Here is an 18615-nt window from a genome sequence, read left to right as displayed (position 1 = left end):
TTTAAAATTTAATATTCACATTCAGACCAAAACTTCTGAGAGTTGGTGCGTTGTTCAAGGAGATACCCTGTCCAGAAAGACCCGTACCTATAGAAGAATCTGGATCTATATCTTCAGCATCCTTATATAAGAAGAATAGGTTCCTTCCTATCAACCCGATCGAAGCCTGGTTCAATCCTATAGCATCGATCATATCTGAAGGGAATCTATAATTTAAGGCAAATTCTCTTAATCTCACATTGGTCTGGTCGTAGATATAGTTGGAAGTGATACCAGAATAAGCTCCCCAGTATTCCTGGGCGGTGATCTCCTCGGTATTTGCTTCACCGGTACCTTCGTTTATTGCATTCACAACCACACCACCTTCTCTATATTCGAGGGTTCTTTCTGAAACCCCGGCGGCATCCAGATAAGATGATGTTGCCGAGTAGATCTCCCCACCAAATCTTCCGTCTATAAGGAATCTAAGGCTCCAGTTATTAAGTGTAAAAGTGTTAGAAAAACCACCTATCCATTCCGGCTGTGCATTTCCTAATTTTTCAACTTCACCAGCCAAAGGAATACCCTCTGCATTTACCAGTCTTTCACCATTTTCATTGGTTTTCCAGGTAGTCCCGTAAAGATCTCCAATTCCGCCACCAACACTTGCTCTTACTGAAAAGTTCCCAAGCGAGTTCAATGGCAGGCTTTCCAGACCTTCGATTAGGTCTACCAGTTCATTCTCATTTTTGGAGAAATTAACCGACGTCTCCCACTTGAAATTTTCGGTACGGAAAGGCGTTCCGCCAAGTACTGCCTCTATACCATTGTTCTTAACCTCTCCAACATTTTCCTTGAAGTAGGTGAATCCTGTTCCAGGTGGTACCGGCACATTATAGATCATATCGGTGGTCTTGATAGAATAAACCGAGAAATCCCCGTACAACCTGTTATTAAAAAGGTTGAATTCTATACCAAATTCAGAAGACTGTACACTTTCAGGTTTAAGATCTGGATTTAACCTGACCTCAGGACCATTCAATACAGTCAGCCCAAGATATCCCTGGGTAGGAACACTAAAGGTCTGGTATAACTGGTAGGGATCTGTATCGTTACCAACGTCTGCCCAGCTACCTCTAATTTTAAGCATGTTCATCCAGTTCTTATCTGGATCGATGAATCTTTCGGCAAGGAAAGATAAACTGGCAGAAGGGTAGAAATATGATCTATTATCTTCAGCGAGGGTAGAAGACCAGTCATTCCTTCCAGTTAGATCGAGGTAAATAAGATCATCATAAGAAAGGCTCAACTGCCCATATAAAGAATTCACTTTTTTAATCTGTAACGGATTATGTGTACTGGTCTGGATATTGGTGTTACTTAAAAACACCCTAGAAGGCAATCTGAAATCCTGACCTCTTACGATCACGCCCTCAGAAGTTCTTTTAGACAAACTCCCTCCCAGGTTGGCCACCAGATTAAATTTATCTGTAATGTCCTTATTTGCCGTAAACAGGAAATCTCCGTTAAGCTCTGTATTTTTAAAAGTTCCGTAGTTCAAACGACCGGTATAAAAGAAATGATGCCCATAGTTCTGGACATACTCAGATCTGGAATTGGTCACATCCCCACCTACCCTTGCAAAAACTGAAAGCCAGTCATTGAATTCGTAGGTAAGTTTGGTAAAACCGAGAAAACGATCTCTACGTTCGTCATTCTGGTCCTCATTCAGCATCCAGTAAGGGTTACCGGTACTTTTATTCTGTCCTGCATAACTTATCGCGGCATACTCGTCTGGAAAGATCGAAGGATCTGCCCATAACGAAGGCTTGTATTTTTTAAGGTCTGATATCCTAACGTTTCTCGGCATTCGGTAAACGAAAGCCAGCACACCTTCGGTACCAAGATTCACACGGTTATCCAGGTCCTGGGTAAAGTAAGTTGCCTTACTATCAATATGAAGTTTATCTGAAAGATCTACCAGTGCCCTAAGATTAAAGTTATGGCTCTGTAAATCTGAGTTTGGCAACACTGCGCTGGTAGAGTTATTGGTATAAGAAAAACGAGTACTGAAATTCTCACCCCCCTGGTCTATAGCTACAGTATTTATTGCCTGTAAGCCTGTTTCAAAGAAATCTTCTACGTTATTTGGCTTTGCAGAATATGGTCTTTGTTCCCCAGTGTAGTATAACTGGTCAGATCCGTCAAATCTTGGACCCCAGGAGGAGGTTCCAAAATTATCTAGATCGGCATAATAAGCTCCCTGGGTACCCTGCCCATATTCATTTTGAAATTCTGGCAGGAACATAGGATCTTCAAAAACCACGTTTGAGTTAAGAGAGATCCCAAGACCTCTACCCATCTTTCCTTTTTTGGTAGTGATTAATATTACCCCGCTCGCAGCTCTAGAACCGTATAGAGCGGCTGCATTGGGACCTTTTAGCACGGAGATCGATTCGATATCTGAAGGATTTATATCTGTGATACCACCACCAGTTACGGTACTGTTAAAAATGCTTCCGCCAGATTCATTCCCAGATGCATCTATCGGGATCCCATCAACAACGATCAGGGCCTGGTTGTTCCCTGTAAGAGTGTTATTTCCACGAATAGTGATCCTAGAACCAGAACCAACACCGCTGGATTGGTTTACTACCAAACCTGGCACCTTACCTACCAGGGAATTTGCAACGTTATAATCTTTAACTTCGTTGATCTCTTCAGACTGGAGCTCTGTTACTGCATAACCCAAAGATTTTTTCTCCCTGGTTATACCTAAAGAGGTAACCACTACTTCATCAAGAGCTTCGGCATCTACAGACATAACCACATCTAAAGTTGTTTTTCCTTCAAGCGGAATTTCCTGTGATCCATATCCCATAATAGAAAATACAAGAATTGCATTTGGAGAAACCTCGATTGTGTAGTTACCATCAAAATCTGTAACCGCTCCATTGCTGGTTCCTTTTTCAACAATAGCGACCCCCATGAGAGGCATCCCGGTTTCCCCGTCTGTAACATTTCCCGTTACAACCTGTTCCTGGGCAGTGAGGTTCTGGAAAAATAGAAACAACACCACCAGAGTAAGAGGTAATTTTTTGACCATTGGTTTTAGTTTAAGTGAATAAATCTGAGCTTTAATTTTGCTCATTGAATTAGTTAGATAGTTAATTTTAGTTAATATATTAATATCAATATTTTCCTTTTTATAGGCACAAACACGAACTAATATATAGATTAGGTAAGTAAATTTAAAATTTTATATTAAATTTTATATACTTTTTTAATTTTTTTATATAACTAAATGTAGATATACTAATTTATTTTTCAGAGAGATTTGTAATTGTTCAAGTCTTAACCTGAAAAGGCTAAAAATATTGGTAGAAAAATTGATTGGTTATCCCAAATGCTCTAATTCACCGCCTTAATAACCTCGAGGTGTTCAGGTTTTAGTGCTCCACCATCAAAAAATGAGACCCCTTTTGCTCCATTATTTTTGGCCTGAAGAATAGCTTCTTTAAGCTGATCGCCATTCATAGCCGGTACAAAAACACCAGTATGTAGCTTTGTTTCTTTTGCAGACAGGTCTTCTACACCCTGCCTAGTGGCAAAACCGATCCAGTCTAATTCCTCATTGTAAAAATTATGATAGATCATAGGCAATACCTGGTCTATTTTCCATTTATCCCAGCGCTGCCTTACCATATGATCTGCCATTTCTGGATAGGGAAAAACGGCAGCGGTAAGTTGCTTACCATTTTTATGAACAATTTCATATGCATCATCAACCACGTCTTTAATACGGTTCAATCGAAATTGTTTCCATTCTATATCCAACGCGGGGTTTTCCATTTTACGGGGATCTTTATGATGCATTTTCTCAAACTCTGAAAGGCATACTTCACAATAACAGAAATCAAATTCTGCAAGCTCCTCCTCTTGCTTCAGGTCATATTTCGGCAATAATCCAACGGGAAGGAAAATGTCGGGTAATCTTATGTAATCAAGATGTACACTTTCAATATCTTCAACTTTTGATAGCTCTTCCACTAATCCTAAAACATGATTTCGTGATTCTTCCCGGGTAGGACATAACCATTGGTAATAATCTACATAGGGCCGGTTATCAAATGTGGAATTTCCTTCACGGCTTACGGCATACCAGTCTGGGTGCTGTAAGGCTATGCTATCCCCTGGCCTATTCATTGCCATGATCCATGCATGTACTTCCAGACCTTCCTGTTTGGCTAATGGCGTGAGCCTTGCCAGAAGCCCGGGATCTGTATTTGTATTTATTAGCACTGCATCTATTCCATTCTCACTATACTTTTTATATTCTGCTGTATAAGCTGAGTCGCTGCGTTCTTTACTGGCTCCAGTCCATACCCAAAACTTGAAGTCGGCTTCTTTTTTCTGCTCTAGTTTGGATAGATTACGGTTTGTAGTTTTTGAAGCTTCAGATTGTTGGATACAGGATAACAGGCCCAGGGAAATTACCAGGCAAAGTAAATGGTTAAGTTTCATATGATCGTGATTATAGTTTAATGATCTTCCCTTCTTCGTTTATGGAATATTTTATTTTTGAAAAGGGACTTTCCAAACTAATATTCCATCCCGAAACATGTTCTTCAAATTCTGGAGTAAGCTGAAAATCTCCTATGTTAACAGGTTTTACTATTAGTTTTTCCAAACTTTTTATTTTGTCAGGACTGTCTTTTTGAAAATTCCTGGAAGTGCGGTATAGTTCATACAGTATCCATTTCACTTTTTCATCTCTCGGAATTTCGAAAACATCCTTTTCACCTACCTCTTTTGAAGAAAAATAAACATAGCCCCAATGCTCAGGTTCATGCATGTTTATAACGCCTTGTGGGGACCATACCCAGTTATATTCGGGCAGGTAATCGCCATTTTCATTCTTCCTTCTGGAATAGGTTTTCTCATCTAACTGATAATCCCAGTTTACCCTGGAAAAATTGATACGCCAGAAAGAATGTTCATGACCATTTCCAAAAACGTTGGCTTCTTCCATGACTTCCCAGGGAATGGCTACCTCTACGCTCCAGTTTTTGTCTGTATCTGAAGGATCATTTAAGGTACCTTCAATATGAACGTTAGATTTTAAACCTTTAAAATCCCAAGCATCGATAACCGGGGCCGGTTCTCGATAAGGTTTAACTAAAAAGAGATCCCAAACGGTATTTAAAGCGTTCATTTCGAATTCCATGTAATTATAGGTGTCCCCATCTGGATCTATAAATATTTCGAAGTCATTATTGTAGAATATAACAGTATCTCTTTGTTTCAAGGTGGCCCAGATATGAGGCTCCTGAATTCTCGCATAAAAATAGAGGTAGTTATCATCCCAAAGCATTTTTACATTGGTTTGATATTTTGGTTTTTTAACCCCTTCTATATCGATAAAATCCTCAGAAAAAGAAGCCTTTTGCCAGGAAGACTCCTCGGCACGTCCATCAATTAATATCGATTCAGAGCTGCGATAGGCAATATAGCTTCTGGGTATATTTTGAGCATTAAGGCTATTCCCGAAAAATATACAGGCAATAAAGAGAAAAATAGGTTTATTCATTATTAGCTTAATAACTTGAGAATGAATAAAAGCTTTCGGGAATTACTAATCCCGCTTTTGGCATTTATTTATTCTTCGAATAATTTTTTAGCGCGTTACGAACACTACCATGTTCTCTAAGCAAGATTGAAGCCTTCCCCTCATCTACTCCCAACTCTTCCATGATCATGCGTATGCCGCGGCCTACCAGCTTATCATTAGATAATTGCATATCTACCATCTTATTGCCTTTCACCCTACCCAGTTTGATCATTACCGAAGTTGAGATCATATTAAGAACCATTTTCTGGGCGGTTCCTGCTTTCATTCGCGTACTTCCGGTTACAAATTCAGGTCCAGTAACCACTTCAATGGGATACTCTGCTGCTTCTCCCAGCGGACTTCCTGCACTACAGGTGATACATCCTGTAATAATGCCATTCTTTCGGCAATCCTTGATCCCACCTATCACATAAGGGGTAGTGCCTGAAGCGGCAATCCCAACTACCACATCCTTAGTGGTAATATCATAATCCTGCAGGTCTTTCCAGGCCTGCTCGGTATTGTCCTCAGCATTTTCAACCGCATTTCTCAGGGCGGTATCGCCACCGGCGATAAGACCTATCACTATACCGGGACTCACCCCAAAAGTCGGTGGGCATTCTGAAGCATCCAGAACTCCCAGCCTTCCGCTGGTTCCAGCTCCTATATAGAACAGCCTCCCACCATCCTTAATTTTCGGTACAATGATGTCTACCAGTTTTTCGATATATGTGATCTGCTTCTTTACATTTCCGGCAACACTCTGATCCTCTTTGTTTATGTTTGAAAGCAACTCCAGCGTGTTCATCTTTTCAAGATGATCATAATTTGATGCCTTTTCGGTATCCGGACTTTTTTTACTCATCTTCTTCATTTATAAGTTTATCAGAGAAAACTCCTTTTTCCCTCCTAGTTTCCCATTTAACTTCCGGGCTTTTATAAAAATTTACATTAAGTTCTTCCAATCTTGCAGAATGTCTGGCCAATCTATTGGTGAAATCCTGAAAATCTCTTTTCTCCTGTTTAGTCCAGCCAATTTCGGCTCCGGCTATGCTTCGAGGCCACAGCCTGTCATCTGCACGATCGTCACTTATCACCAGTTCGCTCCAAACCGGTGCCTCCACCCCTATTACCCGGCTGTCCTCTGTTCGGTAACTGTAAACTGTTTCTAGGTTAAGGCCTTCTTTCCGACACCATTTATAGGTATTCTCCTGGTTGGGCACATTGCCATGGTCCAGGTAAAAGAATTTACAGTAGCTATCTATAATCGCCTGATCTGCGGCAATTGGAGTTTCGCCGTTCCATCGCTGCACGATAAAACTTTCGCTTAGTTCGGCCTTGGCACTTTCTTCCCAGCCTATAGCTGCTTTCCCATATTTTCTAACAATAGAATCAGCTTTTTTAATGAATTCCTCATAAAACGGATCTTGAATCTCATCCCCTCCTATATGTAACCAGGGCCCGGTAGTGATCTCTGCCAGCTCCTTAATGATAGCATCTACAAAATCGTAAGTTTCTTCATTTTCCAGGCATAGTTTTGTCCAACCCACATTATAGCCATTGTAGAGAGCAGGCGGGACAGCTCTTTTCGGATCTATATTCTTATTCTCGTCACAATTAAGCTCGGGATAGGAAGCCAGCGCGGCATAAATATGGCCGGGCATATCTATTTCGGGGATAATAATGATATTCCTTTGGGCAGCGTATTCCTGTAAAGCAAGGTAATCTTCCCGGCTAAGGAAACCGGAGCGACCATTTTTAACAGCTCCCTTCCCTCCTATTTCGGTAAGTTTAGGATACTGTTTTATCTCGATACGCCATCCCTGGTCATCGGTTAAATGCAGGTGCAACCTATTCAGCTTGTACAGGGCCATCCTGTCTATATGCTTCTTTATATATTCCTTGGATAGAAAGCTCCTGGCGATATCCAGCATGCTACCCCTCCAGTAATATTCAGGCCTGTCTGTGATATCTGCGAACCTCAGGTTAACTTCAGAGTTTAACATACCGCTCTCGATCCCGGCAGGAAACATTTGCCTTAAGGTCTGGATAGCATAGAACATTCCGGTCCCGGTGGCGCTTTCCATAGAAATCCCTCCTTCGTGAACCTTTAGCTTGTAACCTTCCTTTCCCAGTTCCTTTTCCAGGCTGGGGTCGATATACAAATTCCAGTTTGCGCAATCTTTACCTTCGGAAGCCTCAAAATCCTTATTTACTCCATTTAATAGTTTTTCGACCCACTTCACGGAAGCTTCGGCTTCAGCATTGTAACAGATCTTATTTTCTGAAGGAATGCTGTACTTAGCCGGCCCCCACTCTACAGACAGTGGCAGCGGAATAATTGCAGGTTCCGGAAGATCATTTTTTTCTTTTTGCTGCATGCCGAAAGAATTCAGCCCAAAACAAAAGAGCATTAAAATGATCGGACTATAGAAGGCATTATTTTGTCTCATGATATTTGGCTATTGATCATGTTCGTACCTGTTCTTAATATCTAATTCTGAAATCTCAAGCATCAGGTCAGCCAGCTTTTGGGTGACTGCCTTGAAGAAGTTTTCTCCTTTTTCCCTGGTTGCTTTTTTGGGATTCCCGATACCGGTATCCTCGGTAACCATAGACCACTGCCTTTCGGCCCAGGCCCATCCTTCCCTGATGCCGGTAATTGTAGATCTTTTTTCCTTTCCCTCTCCGGCTTCCTTAAGATCTGAAACCAGGTCTGGTCGCAGGTAAAGCATCAGGCTGGTTTCCATCTCATCTGCATGATCACCTTTCTCCTCAAAGAATTCAGATTTATGCACCACATCGAAAAAGCTGGAGGTGACCAAAAGCATTTTAGGATATTTCAATCCCAGCTCCCTCAGGAGAGGTTTGAAATTATTGCCGCCATGGCCATTTAAAAGTATGACCTTATAGATTCCCTGGCGGTTCAGCACCTCAAAAATATCGGAAAGTATGGCAAGCTGAGTGCTTGGATACAGGTTAATATCCAGGTCTATATCAGCCTGGCCGGTATTAACTCCAAAAGGAAGGTTTGGAAGCAGTTTCAATTTCGCTCCTTTTTCAAAGGCGATCTTTGCGGCTTCCGCGGCAATTGCTTCTATCTGGTAATTATCTGTTCCGTAGGGTAGATGATAATTATGGGCTTCAGTAGCACCCCAGGTTAGCAAAGCCACCTCGGTCTTTTCTTTCTTTACCGTTTTCCAATTACTTTCCGATAAAATATAAGGTCTCATTATTTTCTGATTTTATATCCGGCTACTGCAAAATATAAGATGAACAGGTAGCAAGGGATCATTACCCAGTAAGCTTCCTGGGGATTCCATTGCTCTGCCAGGGCTCCATAGGCAAGCGGAATGATCGCTCCCCCGGCAATACCCATCACCAATAGGGATGAGGCGGCCTTGGTGAACCTTCCCACATCTGCCAGTGCCATAGGCCAGATCGCCGGCCACATTAACGAATTTGCCAGGCCTAAAAGGGCAATAAAGGCCAGTGAAACATATCCTTCAGTAAAAATTGCGAATATTGAAAATACAATTCCCAGTACCGCCGAAACTCTTAATGCGTTTTCCTGGGTGATAATCTTCGGGATGGTTACGATCCCCAGTATATATCCCACGACCATGGCTACCATGGTACCAGTGGCGAAATATTTCGCAGTGGTAAGGGCAATGCCTTGCGAAGCACCATAACTAATGATACTATCTGCCGCGATCACCTCTACTCCCACATATAGAAAAAGGGTAATAACCCCAAGGATCACGTGCGGGAAATCGAAAACACTGTTCTTTGCAGCATTGGTAGTAGAAAGGTTTTCATCTTCCTCATCAGTATCTACTTCCGGAAGGCTGGATTTATAGACCCAGAGGGCCAGCAATAATAAAACAACGATGATCCCAATGTAGGGTGGGATCACCCTGAGGGCCATTTCGTTAAGCTCATTGATCCTTTCGGCTGAAGTAAGGTTGGCGATATCTGCCTGTAGTGCATCTGCCTTTTCCAGCTGAAGGAAAAACCCGATAAGAATCGGAGCGATCGCCCCGGCCAGCTTGTTACAGATACCCATAATACTTATACGTTTGGCCGCGCTCTCCGCCGGACCAACTATGGTTACATAAGGATTTGAAGCTGTTTGCAGTATTGCTAATCCGCTCCCCATGATAAAAAGGCCTGAAAGAAACAGAAAATAAGTTCTCGTTATGGCGGCTGGGATAAATAACAAGGCTCCGAAAGCCATTATCAACAATGCCACAGACATACCTTTTTTAAAGCCCAGTTTGGTAAGGGTACGTGTAGAAAGAGGCGCCATGACCACGTAAGCAATATAAAAAGCGAAGGTCACAAAAAATGACTGGAACTTAGTTAGTTCACAGGCGATCTCCAGATAGGGGATCAAAAGTGAGTTTAACCACGTAATAAAGCCAAAAATAAAAAACAGAGCTCCAATTATGATAATAGACCTGGTGGTGCTTTCATTTGCCCTGGCCGAGCTTACTTTCTCTTTTGCGATAGAATTAGACATATGAGTTTACTGGTGAAGGTTAAGGTTTAACAGACTTGTTTTTTGAAATATATTCCTGGTGATCCCGGTTTTCTGAAACTATGAGGGCCGCCGCCCCTAATATCGGAATGTTTTCCATATTTGATGCTTTTATAACCAGCTGATCTGTAACTCTCTTAAAAGGAAAATCCTTCAGCGAATCCCACAGGCTCTTCTCAAAATATTTAAAGGATTGACTTATGGAGCCTCCTAAAAGAATTGCTTGTGGTGAAAGTATGAAAAGTACCGTCTTGATGGCTTGTGCCAGATGCTGCCCGAACTGTTCCATAATTTCCAGAGCAAAGGCATCACCTTTTTCAGCTCTTTCAAAAACCTCTGTTCCCCTTAGGTCAAACTGATTTTTAAAGAATTTCCCGCTGCAATAATCTTCAACGGTTTTATCTAAATATTTTATGCTGCCGATCTCTCCGGCACTGGAAAAACTACCGGAATAAAGCTCATCGTTGGCAATAATTCCCATTCCGAAGCCGGTTCCCATGGTTATTCCTACCAGGTTGCTATATTGAGTTCCCTGTCCAAAGATCTTTTCTCCTAATGCGAAAACATTGGCGTCGTTGGTGATCTTTACCGGTATATTGAAATGATCTTCAAGATGTTGCTTAAGGTATACTTCTTTCCAGGAGGAGATATTCAAAAGATCGTATACGATCCCATTTTTTTCATCTACAAGCCCGGGAACACCAATACCTATCCCATCATAGCTTTCAGTTCCTAGGGATTCGATTCCCTGGATGAGATTCTGAATGATATCTTCCTTCGAAGCTCCGGAAAGGGTGGGGAATTTGATCTTCTTAACCACTTTGGAATCCTGAACGACCCCAACCTGAACCTTGGTTCCACCAATATCTACTCCTAAAATTTTATTGTTCATCTGTAGCTTTTATGACAGGAATACAGCGAAGCCTCTTTTTAAAAATACCAAAAGAGCCTAAACAAAGTATAGATATTTTTTTATTATATCCAAATACTTTTATAAATTTTTTATTGAAGTTATTCCTGATTGAGAATTATATCACAATGTTAACAGAAAAGATTGTCAATACCAGAAATATTCTCTCAAGACATACAAATAAACTATATTTGCAGACTTAATCGAGTTGATTATTTTTAGGATTAACCAGGAATTTTGGAGATGAAGAATATTCGTAATTTTTGCATTATTGCACATATAGATCACGGTAAAAGTACTCTTGCCGATCGTTTGCTGGACTTTACCGGTTCGGTGACCGAAAGGGAAAAGCAGGAGCAATTGCTGGACAGCATGGACCTTGAACGTGAACGCGGGATAACTATTAAATCTCACGCCATCCAGATGGATTATATCCACGAGGGCGAAGAATATGTATTGAACCTTATCGATACTCCCGGGCACGTAGATTTCTCTTACGAGGTTTCCCGTTCCATCGCTGCCTGTGAGGGTGCGCTGCTTGTAGTAGATGCCGCACAAAGTATTCAGGCACAAACCATCTCCAACCTTTACCTCGCTTTAGAAAATGACCTGGAAATTATCCCGGTTCTGAATAAAGTAGATCTTCCAAGTGCCAATCCTGAAGAAGTTACCGATGATATAGTAGACCTTTTAGGCTGCGACCCCGAAGATGTAATTCCTGCCAGTGCCAAAACTGGGCTGGGGATCAAGGAGATCCTGGACGCAATTATACAGCGTATTCCTGCTCCTAGCGGAAAAGTTGATGCTCCGCTTAGGGCCCTTATTTTCGATTCGGTTTACAATCCTTTTAGGGGAGTTGAGACCTATTTCAGGGTGATCAATGGTTCTATCAAGAAAGGCGAAAAGATCAAGTTCGTGGCTACAGATAAGACCTATGATGCAGATGAAGTAGGTACGCTTAGACTAAAACAATTCCCAAGAAAAGAGATTAAGACCGGGGATGTGGGTTACCTTATCACCGGGATCAAAGACGCCCGCGAAGTGAAAGTGGGTGATACCATTACCAGCGCCGTTAATCCTACCACCGAGGCCGTTGCCGGTTTCGAGGATGTAAAGCCAATGGTTTTCGCCGGAATATATCCGGTAGATACCGAGGATTATGAAGAGTTAAGGGCCTCCATGGAAAAGCTTCAGCTTAATGATGCTTCCCTGGTATTCACGCCAGAAAGTTCTGCCGCGCTAGGATTTGGTTTCCGTTGTGGATTCCTCGGAATGTTACACCTGGAGATCATTCAGGAAAGACTTGAGCGTGAATTTGACATGACCGTTATTACCACGGTTCCTAACGTGTCTTATTACGCTTATACTAATAAGAATCCGGATGATATCATCCTGGTAAATAATCCTTCAGATCTTCCGGAACCTTCAACCTTGAACAGGGTAGAAGAGCCGTATATCAAGGCCAGTATCATTACCAAAGCCGATTTTGTAGGCCCGGTAATGTCGCTTTGTATCGAAAAAAGAGGGGAGATCACCAATCAAACCTATCTTACCCCGGAGCGTGTGGAACTTACCTTCGATATGCCTCTGGCAGAGATCGTGTTCGACTTCTATGACAGGCTTAAAACCGTTTCCAGGGGTTATGCTTCTTTCGACTATTCCCCAATTGGAATGAGACAGTCTAAGCTGGTGAAGGTAGACGTACTTCTTAATGCGAATAAGGTAGATGCACTTTCAGCCCTGTTACACGTAGACAATGCTTACGATATTGGGAAGAAGATGTGCGAAAAGCTAAAGGAACTTATTCCTAGGCAGCAATTCGACATCCCTATACAGGCAGCCATCGGTGCGAAGATCATCGCCCGTGAGACCGTTAAGGCCCTTCGTAAGGACGTTACCGCTAAATGTTATGGTGGTGATATCTCGCGTAAGAGAAAGCTACTGGAAAAGCAGAAAAAAGGTAAGAAACGTATGCGCCAGGTAGGAAACGTGGAGATCCCGCAGGAAGCGTTTATGGCTGTTTTAAAACTTAACGATTAGGTATAGAATTATAATTGCCCCAAGGCAAACTAAAATAAAAAAATAAAATAGACCTCCCAGGTTTTCGAAACCTGGGAGGTCTTCTCTTTTACACTAATTCCGCAACATTTTTTTAATTTTGTTATATTCCTGAAATCGATAGAAAATCTATCGACTACAAACTAAAGACTATAAACTAAATTATGGCCGGACATAGTAAATGGGCGAATATAAAGCATAGAAAAGGAGCACAGGATAAGAAACGGGCAAAGCAGTTCACCCGGGCGATCAAAGAGATCACCGTGGCGGTGAAAGAGGGTGGAGGCCCCGATCCCGAATCTAATCCGGCGCTTAGAAATGCTATTTCGAATGCCAAGGGTGTGAACATGCCCAAGGATACCATAGAACGTGCCGTTAAGAAAGCCAGCGGTGCCGATGCCGATAATTACGAGGAGGTGACCTTCGAGGGCTATGGCCCGAACGGAATTGCCATTTTCGTGGAATGTACCACAGATAATACCAACCGTACCGTGGCTTCAGTTCGCTCCATCTTTTCCAAGAACGGCGGGAACCTAGGCACCAACGGTTCTCTGGAATTCCTTTTCGATAAGAAAGGTGTTTTTGTGCTGGAAAAGGAAAAGATCGAAATGGATCTTGAAGAGTTCGAACTTGAGCTTATTGAAGGCGGGGCTTCCAAAATAGAAAAGGAAGATGAATTCATTACCGTCTATACAGATTTCACCGATTTTGGCCTTATGTCTTCCAAACTGGAGGAGCTGAATATCGAGACAAAGAATTCTGAAGTACAGCGAATTCCTCTTAATACCGTTGAATTACCGGTAGAAGATGCCATCAAGATCATGAATCTCATCGAGAAATTCGAGGACGATGATGACGTTCAGAACGTATATCATAACCTTGAGATCACCGATGAAGTGATCGCCGAAATGGAAAAAGAAGAGGCCTAATCCTGCTGGATGTTCTCTTCTATATTCTCCTTTTCTTCGCTGTCACCCTGTTCGATCTGTTTACCAAGGTATACCAGCATATAACCTTCCTCGATCTCTACCTCCATACTGTTGGAAGGGATTATGCTTAATTCCCCTTCAGTATCCTTTACGAAAAGTGGGATGATATCGGGATCTGTTTTACTTATCTCGATAAGTCCTTCATAGTGTTCCTTAGAATTAAGGTCTATTTCGTGAATAGAAGGGTATTTACGCGCCAGGTTGGTGAGTTTGATATAATCATCGGTCTGAGAGAATAAACCTTCCTTAGGATTGTTCTCCGGGTCGTACATCTCGTCTGAAGATACTACCCTGAAAGAACCGTTCTCACCAAAATGCTTTCTGAACTTTTCTATGGCATTCAGGTTTACTTCGGTATTTCCGGTCATGGCCATCAGGTAACCCACATCGCTCAATTCGATATTATTGATAAGGTCGTCTGAATATACATTCTCCTGTATCGCATCCAGGCCAAGCTCCCTTGCCTTTCGAATATTTGCCCCGTTACTGTCTACCAGCACCACATGCCTGTTGTTCTTTTTAAGGTAAGAAGCGATAAGTCTTGAAATGGTCGAAGCACCAATGATCAGGATACCCTGTGAATTTTTCAGGAATACTCCTACCAGCTGAGCGAAAAGACGGGCAGTAGTAGCATTAAGCAATACCGTTCCCAGTACGATCATAAATACCAGCGGCGTTATATATTCGGCTCCGGTAACTCCCTGGCTGGCAAGCTCAAGGCCGAAAAGAGATGCGATACCCGCGGCAACGATACCTCTTGGCCCCACCCAGCTTATAAAAAGTTTTTCATTGGTTTGAAGCGACGAGCCTATACTGCTTATAAAAACTCCCAGCGGCCTTATGATGAGCACCACGGTTCCGAAAAGGATTAGCGCTTTGATATCATAAACAAGAAGAAGGTCTTCCATATTGATATTGGCGGCAAGCAGGATGAACAGGATCGAGATAAGCAGTACGCTCAGGGATTCCTTGAAATAAAGTAGTTCCTTAAGGTTTGGAAGATTGATATTCCCCATTACCAGTCCCATGACCACCACGGCTAAAAGTCCGCTTTCATGAGCAAAAAGATCTGCTAGTACGAACACTCCCAGAACTGTGGCCAAGGTAAGCACGTTCAGCAAATAATGTGGGATCACGTTCTTCTTGATGGCGAAGGCCAGGGCGTGGGCAAAGGTAAAACCAAAGGTAAACCCAAAGAGAACGATCTTTCCAAATTCCAGCAAGGCGGTTTCGGTAAATTCGGTTCCCGTACCGGCGCTGATGAATTCAAACATTAATACCGCTACCAGGGCTCCAATTGGGTCTATCAGGATACCTTCCCATTTCAGGATGGCCGAAATATCTTTTTTCAACGGAATGTTCCGCAGAATTGGGGTGATCACCGTAGGCCCTGTTACAATAATAAGGGCGGCGAATAAGAAGCTAATCTGCCAGCTTAGGTCAAAGATGAAGTGTGCAGCGATCCCAGCCCCAAAAAAGGTAATGATCACGGCCACGGTTATAAGTTTCAATATTACCGGGCCAACGTTCAGGATCTCTCCCTTACGTAGGGTTAATCCTCCTTCGAAAAGGATGATCCCTATCGCCAGCGAAACGAAATAGAACAAACTATCACCTGGGAACAACCCGGAACTTCCGTCCCAAATAGGCTCTATTAGTTTAGAACCATCTGCCGTGAAATAAGTGGATATTGGTCCAACGGCAAGCCCAATGAGGATAAGTGGCAGAATAGCAGGGATCTTGAATCTCCACGCTAACCATTGAGCCAAAATACCCAATATTACTATTCCTGCTAATTCTATCATGTGTCTCTATTTACTTATAAAAGCTAAAAATATTAAAAATGTTTTACTCTGAAAGCTTATTGAATTAAGGCTTTCTTAAAAAAGAGCCTGTTAAATGAAGTGAAAATAATTCGAAAAGGCTTTAACTTTTTCTATTTTGCGGAGAATTTTTAAAAATTTTAGAAATGAAACTCTATCCTATAGAGGCCGGAAATTTTAAGCTGGACGGAGGCGCGATGTTCGGGGTAGTTCCCAAAAGCCTGTGGAACCGAACCAACCCGGCCGACTCTAATAATATGATCGATATTGCCGCAAGGTGCCTGCTCATCGAGGATGGCGACCGGCTTATCCTTATCGATACGGGATTAGGGGATAAGCAAAGCGAAAAATTCTTTAGTTATTACTTCCAGTGGGGAGACGACAATATCGATAAATCCCTAAAAAAAAATGGTTTTCACCGGGATGATGTTACAGATGTCTTTATGACACACCTACATTTTGATCATTGCGGCGGAAGCATCCAATGGAACAAGGACAGGACAGGCTATGAACCTGCATTTAAGAACGCGCGTTTCTGGAGCAACGAAGAGCACTGGAAATGGGCTACCGAGCCTAATGACCGGGAAAAAGCCTCTTTTCTGAAGGAAAATATCATTCCCATGGAGCAGAGCGGGAAACTTCATTTCATTGAAAGAGAAGCCAATAAAAGCTTTATTGATAAAAATCCCCTTGGCTTTGGCGTATTATTTGTAGATGGACATACCGACAAGCAAATGATCCCGCATATTGAGTATAAAGGAAAAAAGCTTGTCTTTATGGCAGACCTGCTTCCAACCGCAGGACATATTCCTTTACCTTACGTGATGGGATATGATACCAGGCCGCTGTTAACTCTTCCGGAAAAGAAGCAGTTCCTGGAAAAAGCGGCAGATGAAGATTATTACCTGTTCATGGAGCATGATGCGCATAACGAAATTATAACCCTGAAACACACCGAAAAAGGCGTGAGGCTGGACCAGTCCCACCGCTTTGACGAAATATTTAACTAGAATAAGACATGAGAATACCTATTTTAAAACCCCTACTACCTCTGCTCGCTGCAGGTATACTTACCGGGTGTAGCAGTACCGCTCCCAAGATCGTTTCAACTCCTGTAAAGAACATAGATTCGATTCCGCTTAAAGTAAAGGATCTTACCGATGCCCAGCTTAAGAACTGGACCAATACAGACCTTCTTACCGATACCATTCCAGGGATGAGCGTAGATAGAGCTTATGCCGAGATCATTAAAGGTAACCGGCCCTCTCCGGTAATCGTGGGAGTAGTAGACAGCGGTGTAGATATAGATCATGAAGACCTGAAAGGGGTAATCTGGACCAATGCTGATGAAATACCGGGCAACGGAAAGGATGACGATAATAACGGGTATATAGACGATATACATGGATGGAACTTCCTGGGTGATGCCGTAGAGGAGAACATGGAATATGTGCGTATCTACAGGCGATTAAAGCCTAAATACGAAGGAAAGTCTGAAAGCAGCATAAGCACTGCAGATCGTGAAGAATATAACCTATACATGTCGGCCAAGGCCGAGTATGAAAAAGAGCTGCAGGAGACCAAGGGAACCATGGAGCAGTACCTTCAGATCCAGCAACAGATAAAAATGGCCCACGAAGCCATTTCTGCTGAATTGGGTACTGAGGATTATACCAAGGAACAGGTTTCAGATCTTAATCCAGAAACCCAGCAAATGGGTCAGTATAAATCCATTATTTCCCAGATTCAGTACAATGTAGACGAGAATATTCCTACTGCACTCGAAGAACTTGCAGATGCCATAGAGTACTATGAAGGCAGGCTTTCTTCACATTTTAACCTGGAGCTTGATGGTCGTGCAGTTGTAGGGGACGATCCATACGATATCAAGGATACCGACTACGGAAATAACCAGGTATATGGACCAGAGCCAGATAAGGAAAATGTAAAGCATGGTACCCATGTTGCGGGAATCATCGCGGCAGACAGGTCTAACGACATCGGTCTTAAAGGGGTGTCCAGCAACGCAAGGATCCTTGTAGTAAGAGCGGTGCCAGATGGCGATGAATACGACAAGGATATCGCGCTTGGAATCAGGTATGCTGTAGATAATGGGGCCAAGGTGATCAATACCAGCTTCGGAAAATATTTCTCTACCAACCCTGAATGGGTGATAGACGCCATTAAATATGCTGCAAAGAATGATGTGCTTATCGTAAACGCAGCGGGTAACGAAGGGCTGGACCTTGATTCAAACAGGGTTTATCCTAACGACCAGGACCCGGTAAACACTACCGAGATCGCAAATAACTTCCTTACCGTAGGAGCTCTAAATTACGAGTACGGTTCTGGCCTGGTAGCAGATTTCTCGAACTACGGAAAATCCAACGTTGATGTTTTCGCTCCGGGAACCAAGATCTGGTCTACCACACCGAACAATGAATACGAATACCTGCAGGGAACTTCTATGGCTGCTCCGGCGGTGGCTGGGATCGCAGCGATCATAAGAGGTTATTATCCTCAGTTGAGCGCTTCAGAAGTTAAGCAGATCATTATGGACAGCGGTTTAACCACCAATGCTACCGTGATCGTAGGAGGGGATACCAACAATACTAAAAAGTTCGGTAGCCTTTCCTCTTCCGGAAAGATGGCGAACCTTTACAATGCCCTGATCCTTGCAGACCAAATCTCTAAAAACAAATAAT

General features: G+C 42.6%; 13 protein-coding genes. 4 read left to right on the top strand and 9 right to left on the bottom strand.

What is annotated here, in order from left to right; all coding sequences use genetic code 11:
- Position 1 precedes the first annotated feature (1 nt).
- The 8 genes from FLP08_RS12530 to FLP08_RS12495 all read right to left on the bottom strand — a co-directional run bounded on the left by FLP08_RS12530 (position 2) and on the right by FLP08_RS12495 (position 11022).
- On the bottom strand, positions 2–3085 hold the full coding sequence (locus FLP08_RS12530; RefSeq protein ID WP_156277079.1) for a SusC/RagA family TonB-linked outer membrane protein: 3084 nt from the start codon (positions 3083–3085) through the stop codon (positions 2–4).
- Between the two features lie 305 nt (positions 3086–3390).
- Positions 3391–4503, bottom strand: coding sequence for a family 10 glycosylhydrolase (locus FLP08_RS12525; RefSeq protein ID WP_156277078.1), 1113 nt, complete (start codon positions 4501–4503; stop codon positions 3391–3393).
- A 10-nt stretch (positions 4504–4513) separates the two neighbouring features.
- Complete coding sequence (locus FLP08_RS12520) at positions 4514–5569, bottom strand: carbohydrate-binding family 9-like protein (RefSeq protein WP_156277077.1); 1056 nt, start codon at positions 5567–5569, stop codon at positions 4514–4516.
- Positions 5570–5633: 64 nt separating this feature from the next.
- Entirely contained in the window at positions 5634–6455 is an 822-nt protein-coding gene (murQ, locus tag FLP08_RS12515; RefSeq protein WP_156277076.1) for an N-acetylmuramic acid 6-phosphate etherase, read from the bottom strand.
- Positions 6448–7971: a beta-N-acetylhexosaminidase gene (locus FLP08_RS12510; protein ID WP_162431060.1), complete on the bottom strand. Its 1524-nt coding sequence runs from the start codon at positions 7969–7971 to the stop codon at positions 6448–6450. Before FLP08_RS12510 ends, murQ begins: the two co-directional genes overlap by 8 nt.
- A gap of 81 nt (positions 7972–8052) precedes the next feature.
- Complete coding sequence (locus FLP08_RS12505) at positions 8053–8823, bottom strand: creatininase family protein (protein WP_156277074.1); 771 nt, start codon at positions 8821–8823, stop codon at positions 8053–8055.
- Complete coding sequence (locus tag FLP08_RS12500; RefSeq protein WP_156277073.1) at positions 8823–10112, bottom strand: sugar MFS transporter; 1290 nt, start codon at positions 10110–10112, stop codon at positions 8823–8825. The genes FLP08_RS12505 and FLP08_RS12500 overlap by 1 nt, the downstream gene beginning before the upstream one ends.
- 19 nt (positions 10113–10131) lie before the next feature.
- Positions 10132–11022, bottom strand: coding sequence for an ROK family protein (locus FLP08_RS12495; RefSeq protein WP_156277072.1), 891 nt, complete (start codon positions 11020–11022; stop codon positions 10132–10134).
- Between the two features lie 261 nt (positions 11023–11283).
- Here FLP08_RS12495 and lepA point away from each other — a divergent pair, with 261 nt between their 5' ends.
- Together lepA and FLP08_RS12485 are read left to right on the top strand one after the other, a co-directional pair.
- A complete protein-coding gene (lepA, locus tag FLP08_RS12490) occupies positions 11284–13080 on the top strand; it encodes a translation elongation factor 4 (protein ID WP_156277071.1) in 1797 nt (598 codons plus the stop codon).
- 182 nt (positions 13081–13262) lie between these two features.
- Positions 13263–14027, top strand: a complete 765-nt coding sequence (locus tag FLP08_RS12485) for a YebC/PmpR family DNA-binding transcriptional regulator (protein ID WP_156277070.1) — start codon at positions 13263–13265, stop codon at positions 14025–14027.
- On the opposite strand, the gene FLP08_RS12480 is transcribed toward FLP08_RS12485, so the two are convergent.
- On the bottom strand, positions 14024–15892 hold the full coding sequence (locus tag FLP08_RS12480; RefSeq protein ID WP_156277069.1) for a cation:proton antiporter: 1869 nt from the start codon (positions 15890–15892) through the stop codon (positions 14024–14026). The two genes, FLP08_RS12485 and FLP08_RS12480, sit on opposite strands and share 4 nt — an antisense overlap.
- A 164-nt stretch (positions 15893–16056) precedes the next feature.
- Here FLP08_RS12480 and FLP08_RS12475 point away from each other — a divergent pair, with 164 nt between their 5' ends.
- Together FLP08_RS12475 and FLP08_RS12470 are read left to right on the top strand one after the other, a co-directional pair.
- Entirely contained in the window at positions 16057–16920 is an 864-nt protein-coding gene (locus FLP08_RS12475) for an MBL fold metallo-hydrolase (RefSeq protein WP_156277068.1), read from the top strand.
- 8 nt (positions 16921–16928) lie between these two features.
- Positions 16929–18614, top strand: coding sequence for a S8 family peptidase (locus FLP08_RS12470; protein ID WP_156277067.1), 1686 nt, complete (start codon positions 16929–16931; stop codon positions 18612–18614).
- The last annotated feature ends 1 nt before the right edge of the window (position 18615 follow it).

The organism is Christiangramia aestuarii, from assembly GCF_009735585.1.
Lineage (GTDB): Bacteria > Bacteroidota > Bacteroidia > Flavobacteriales > Flavobacteriaceae > Christiangramia > Christiangramia aestuarii.
Note: the sequence above shows the minus strand (reverse complement) of the source record. Positions and strands in the feature narration are given on the sequence as shown.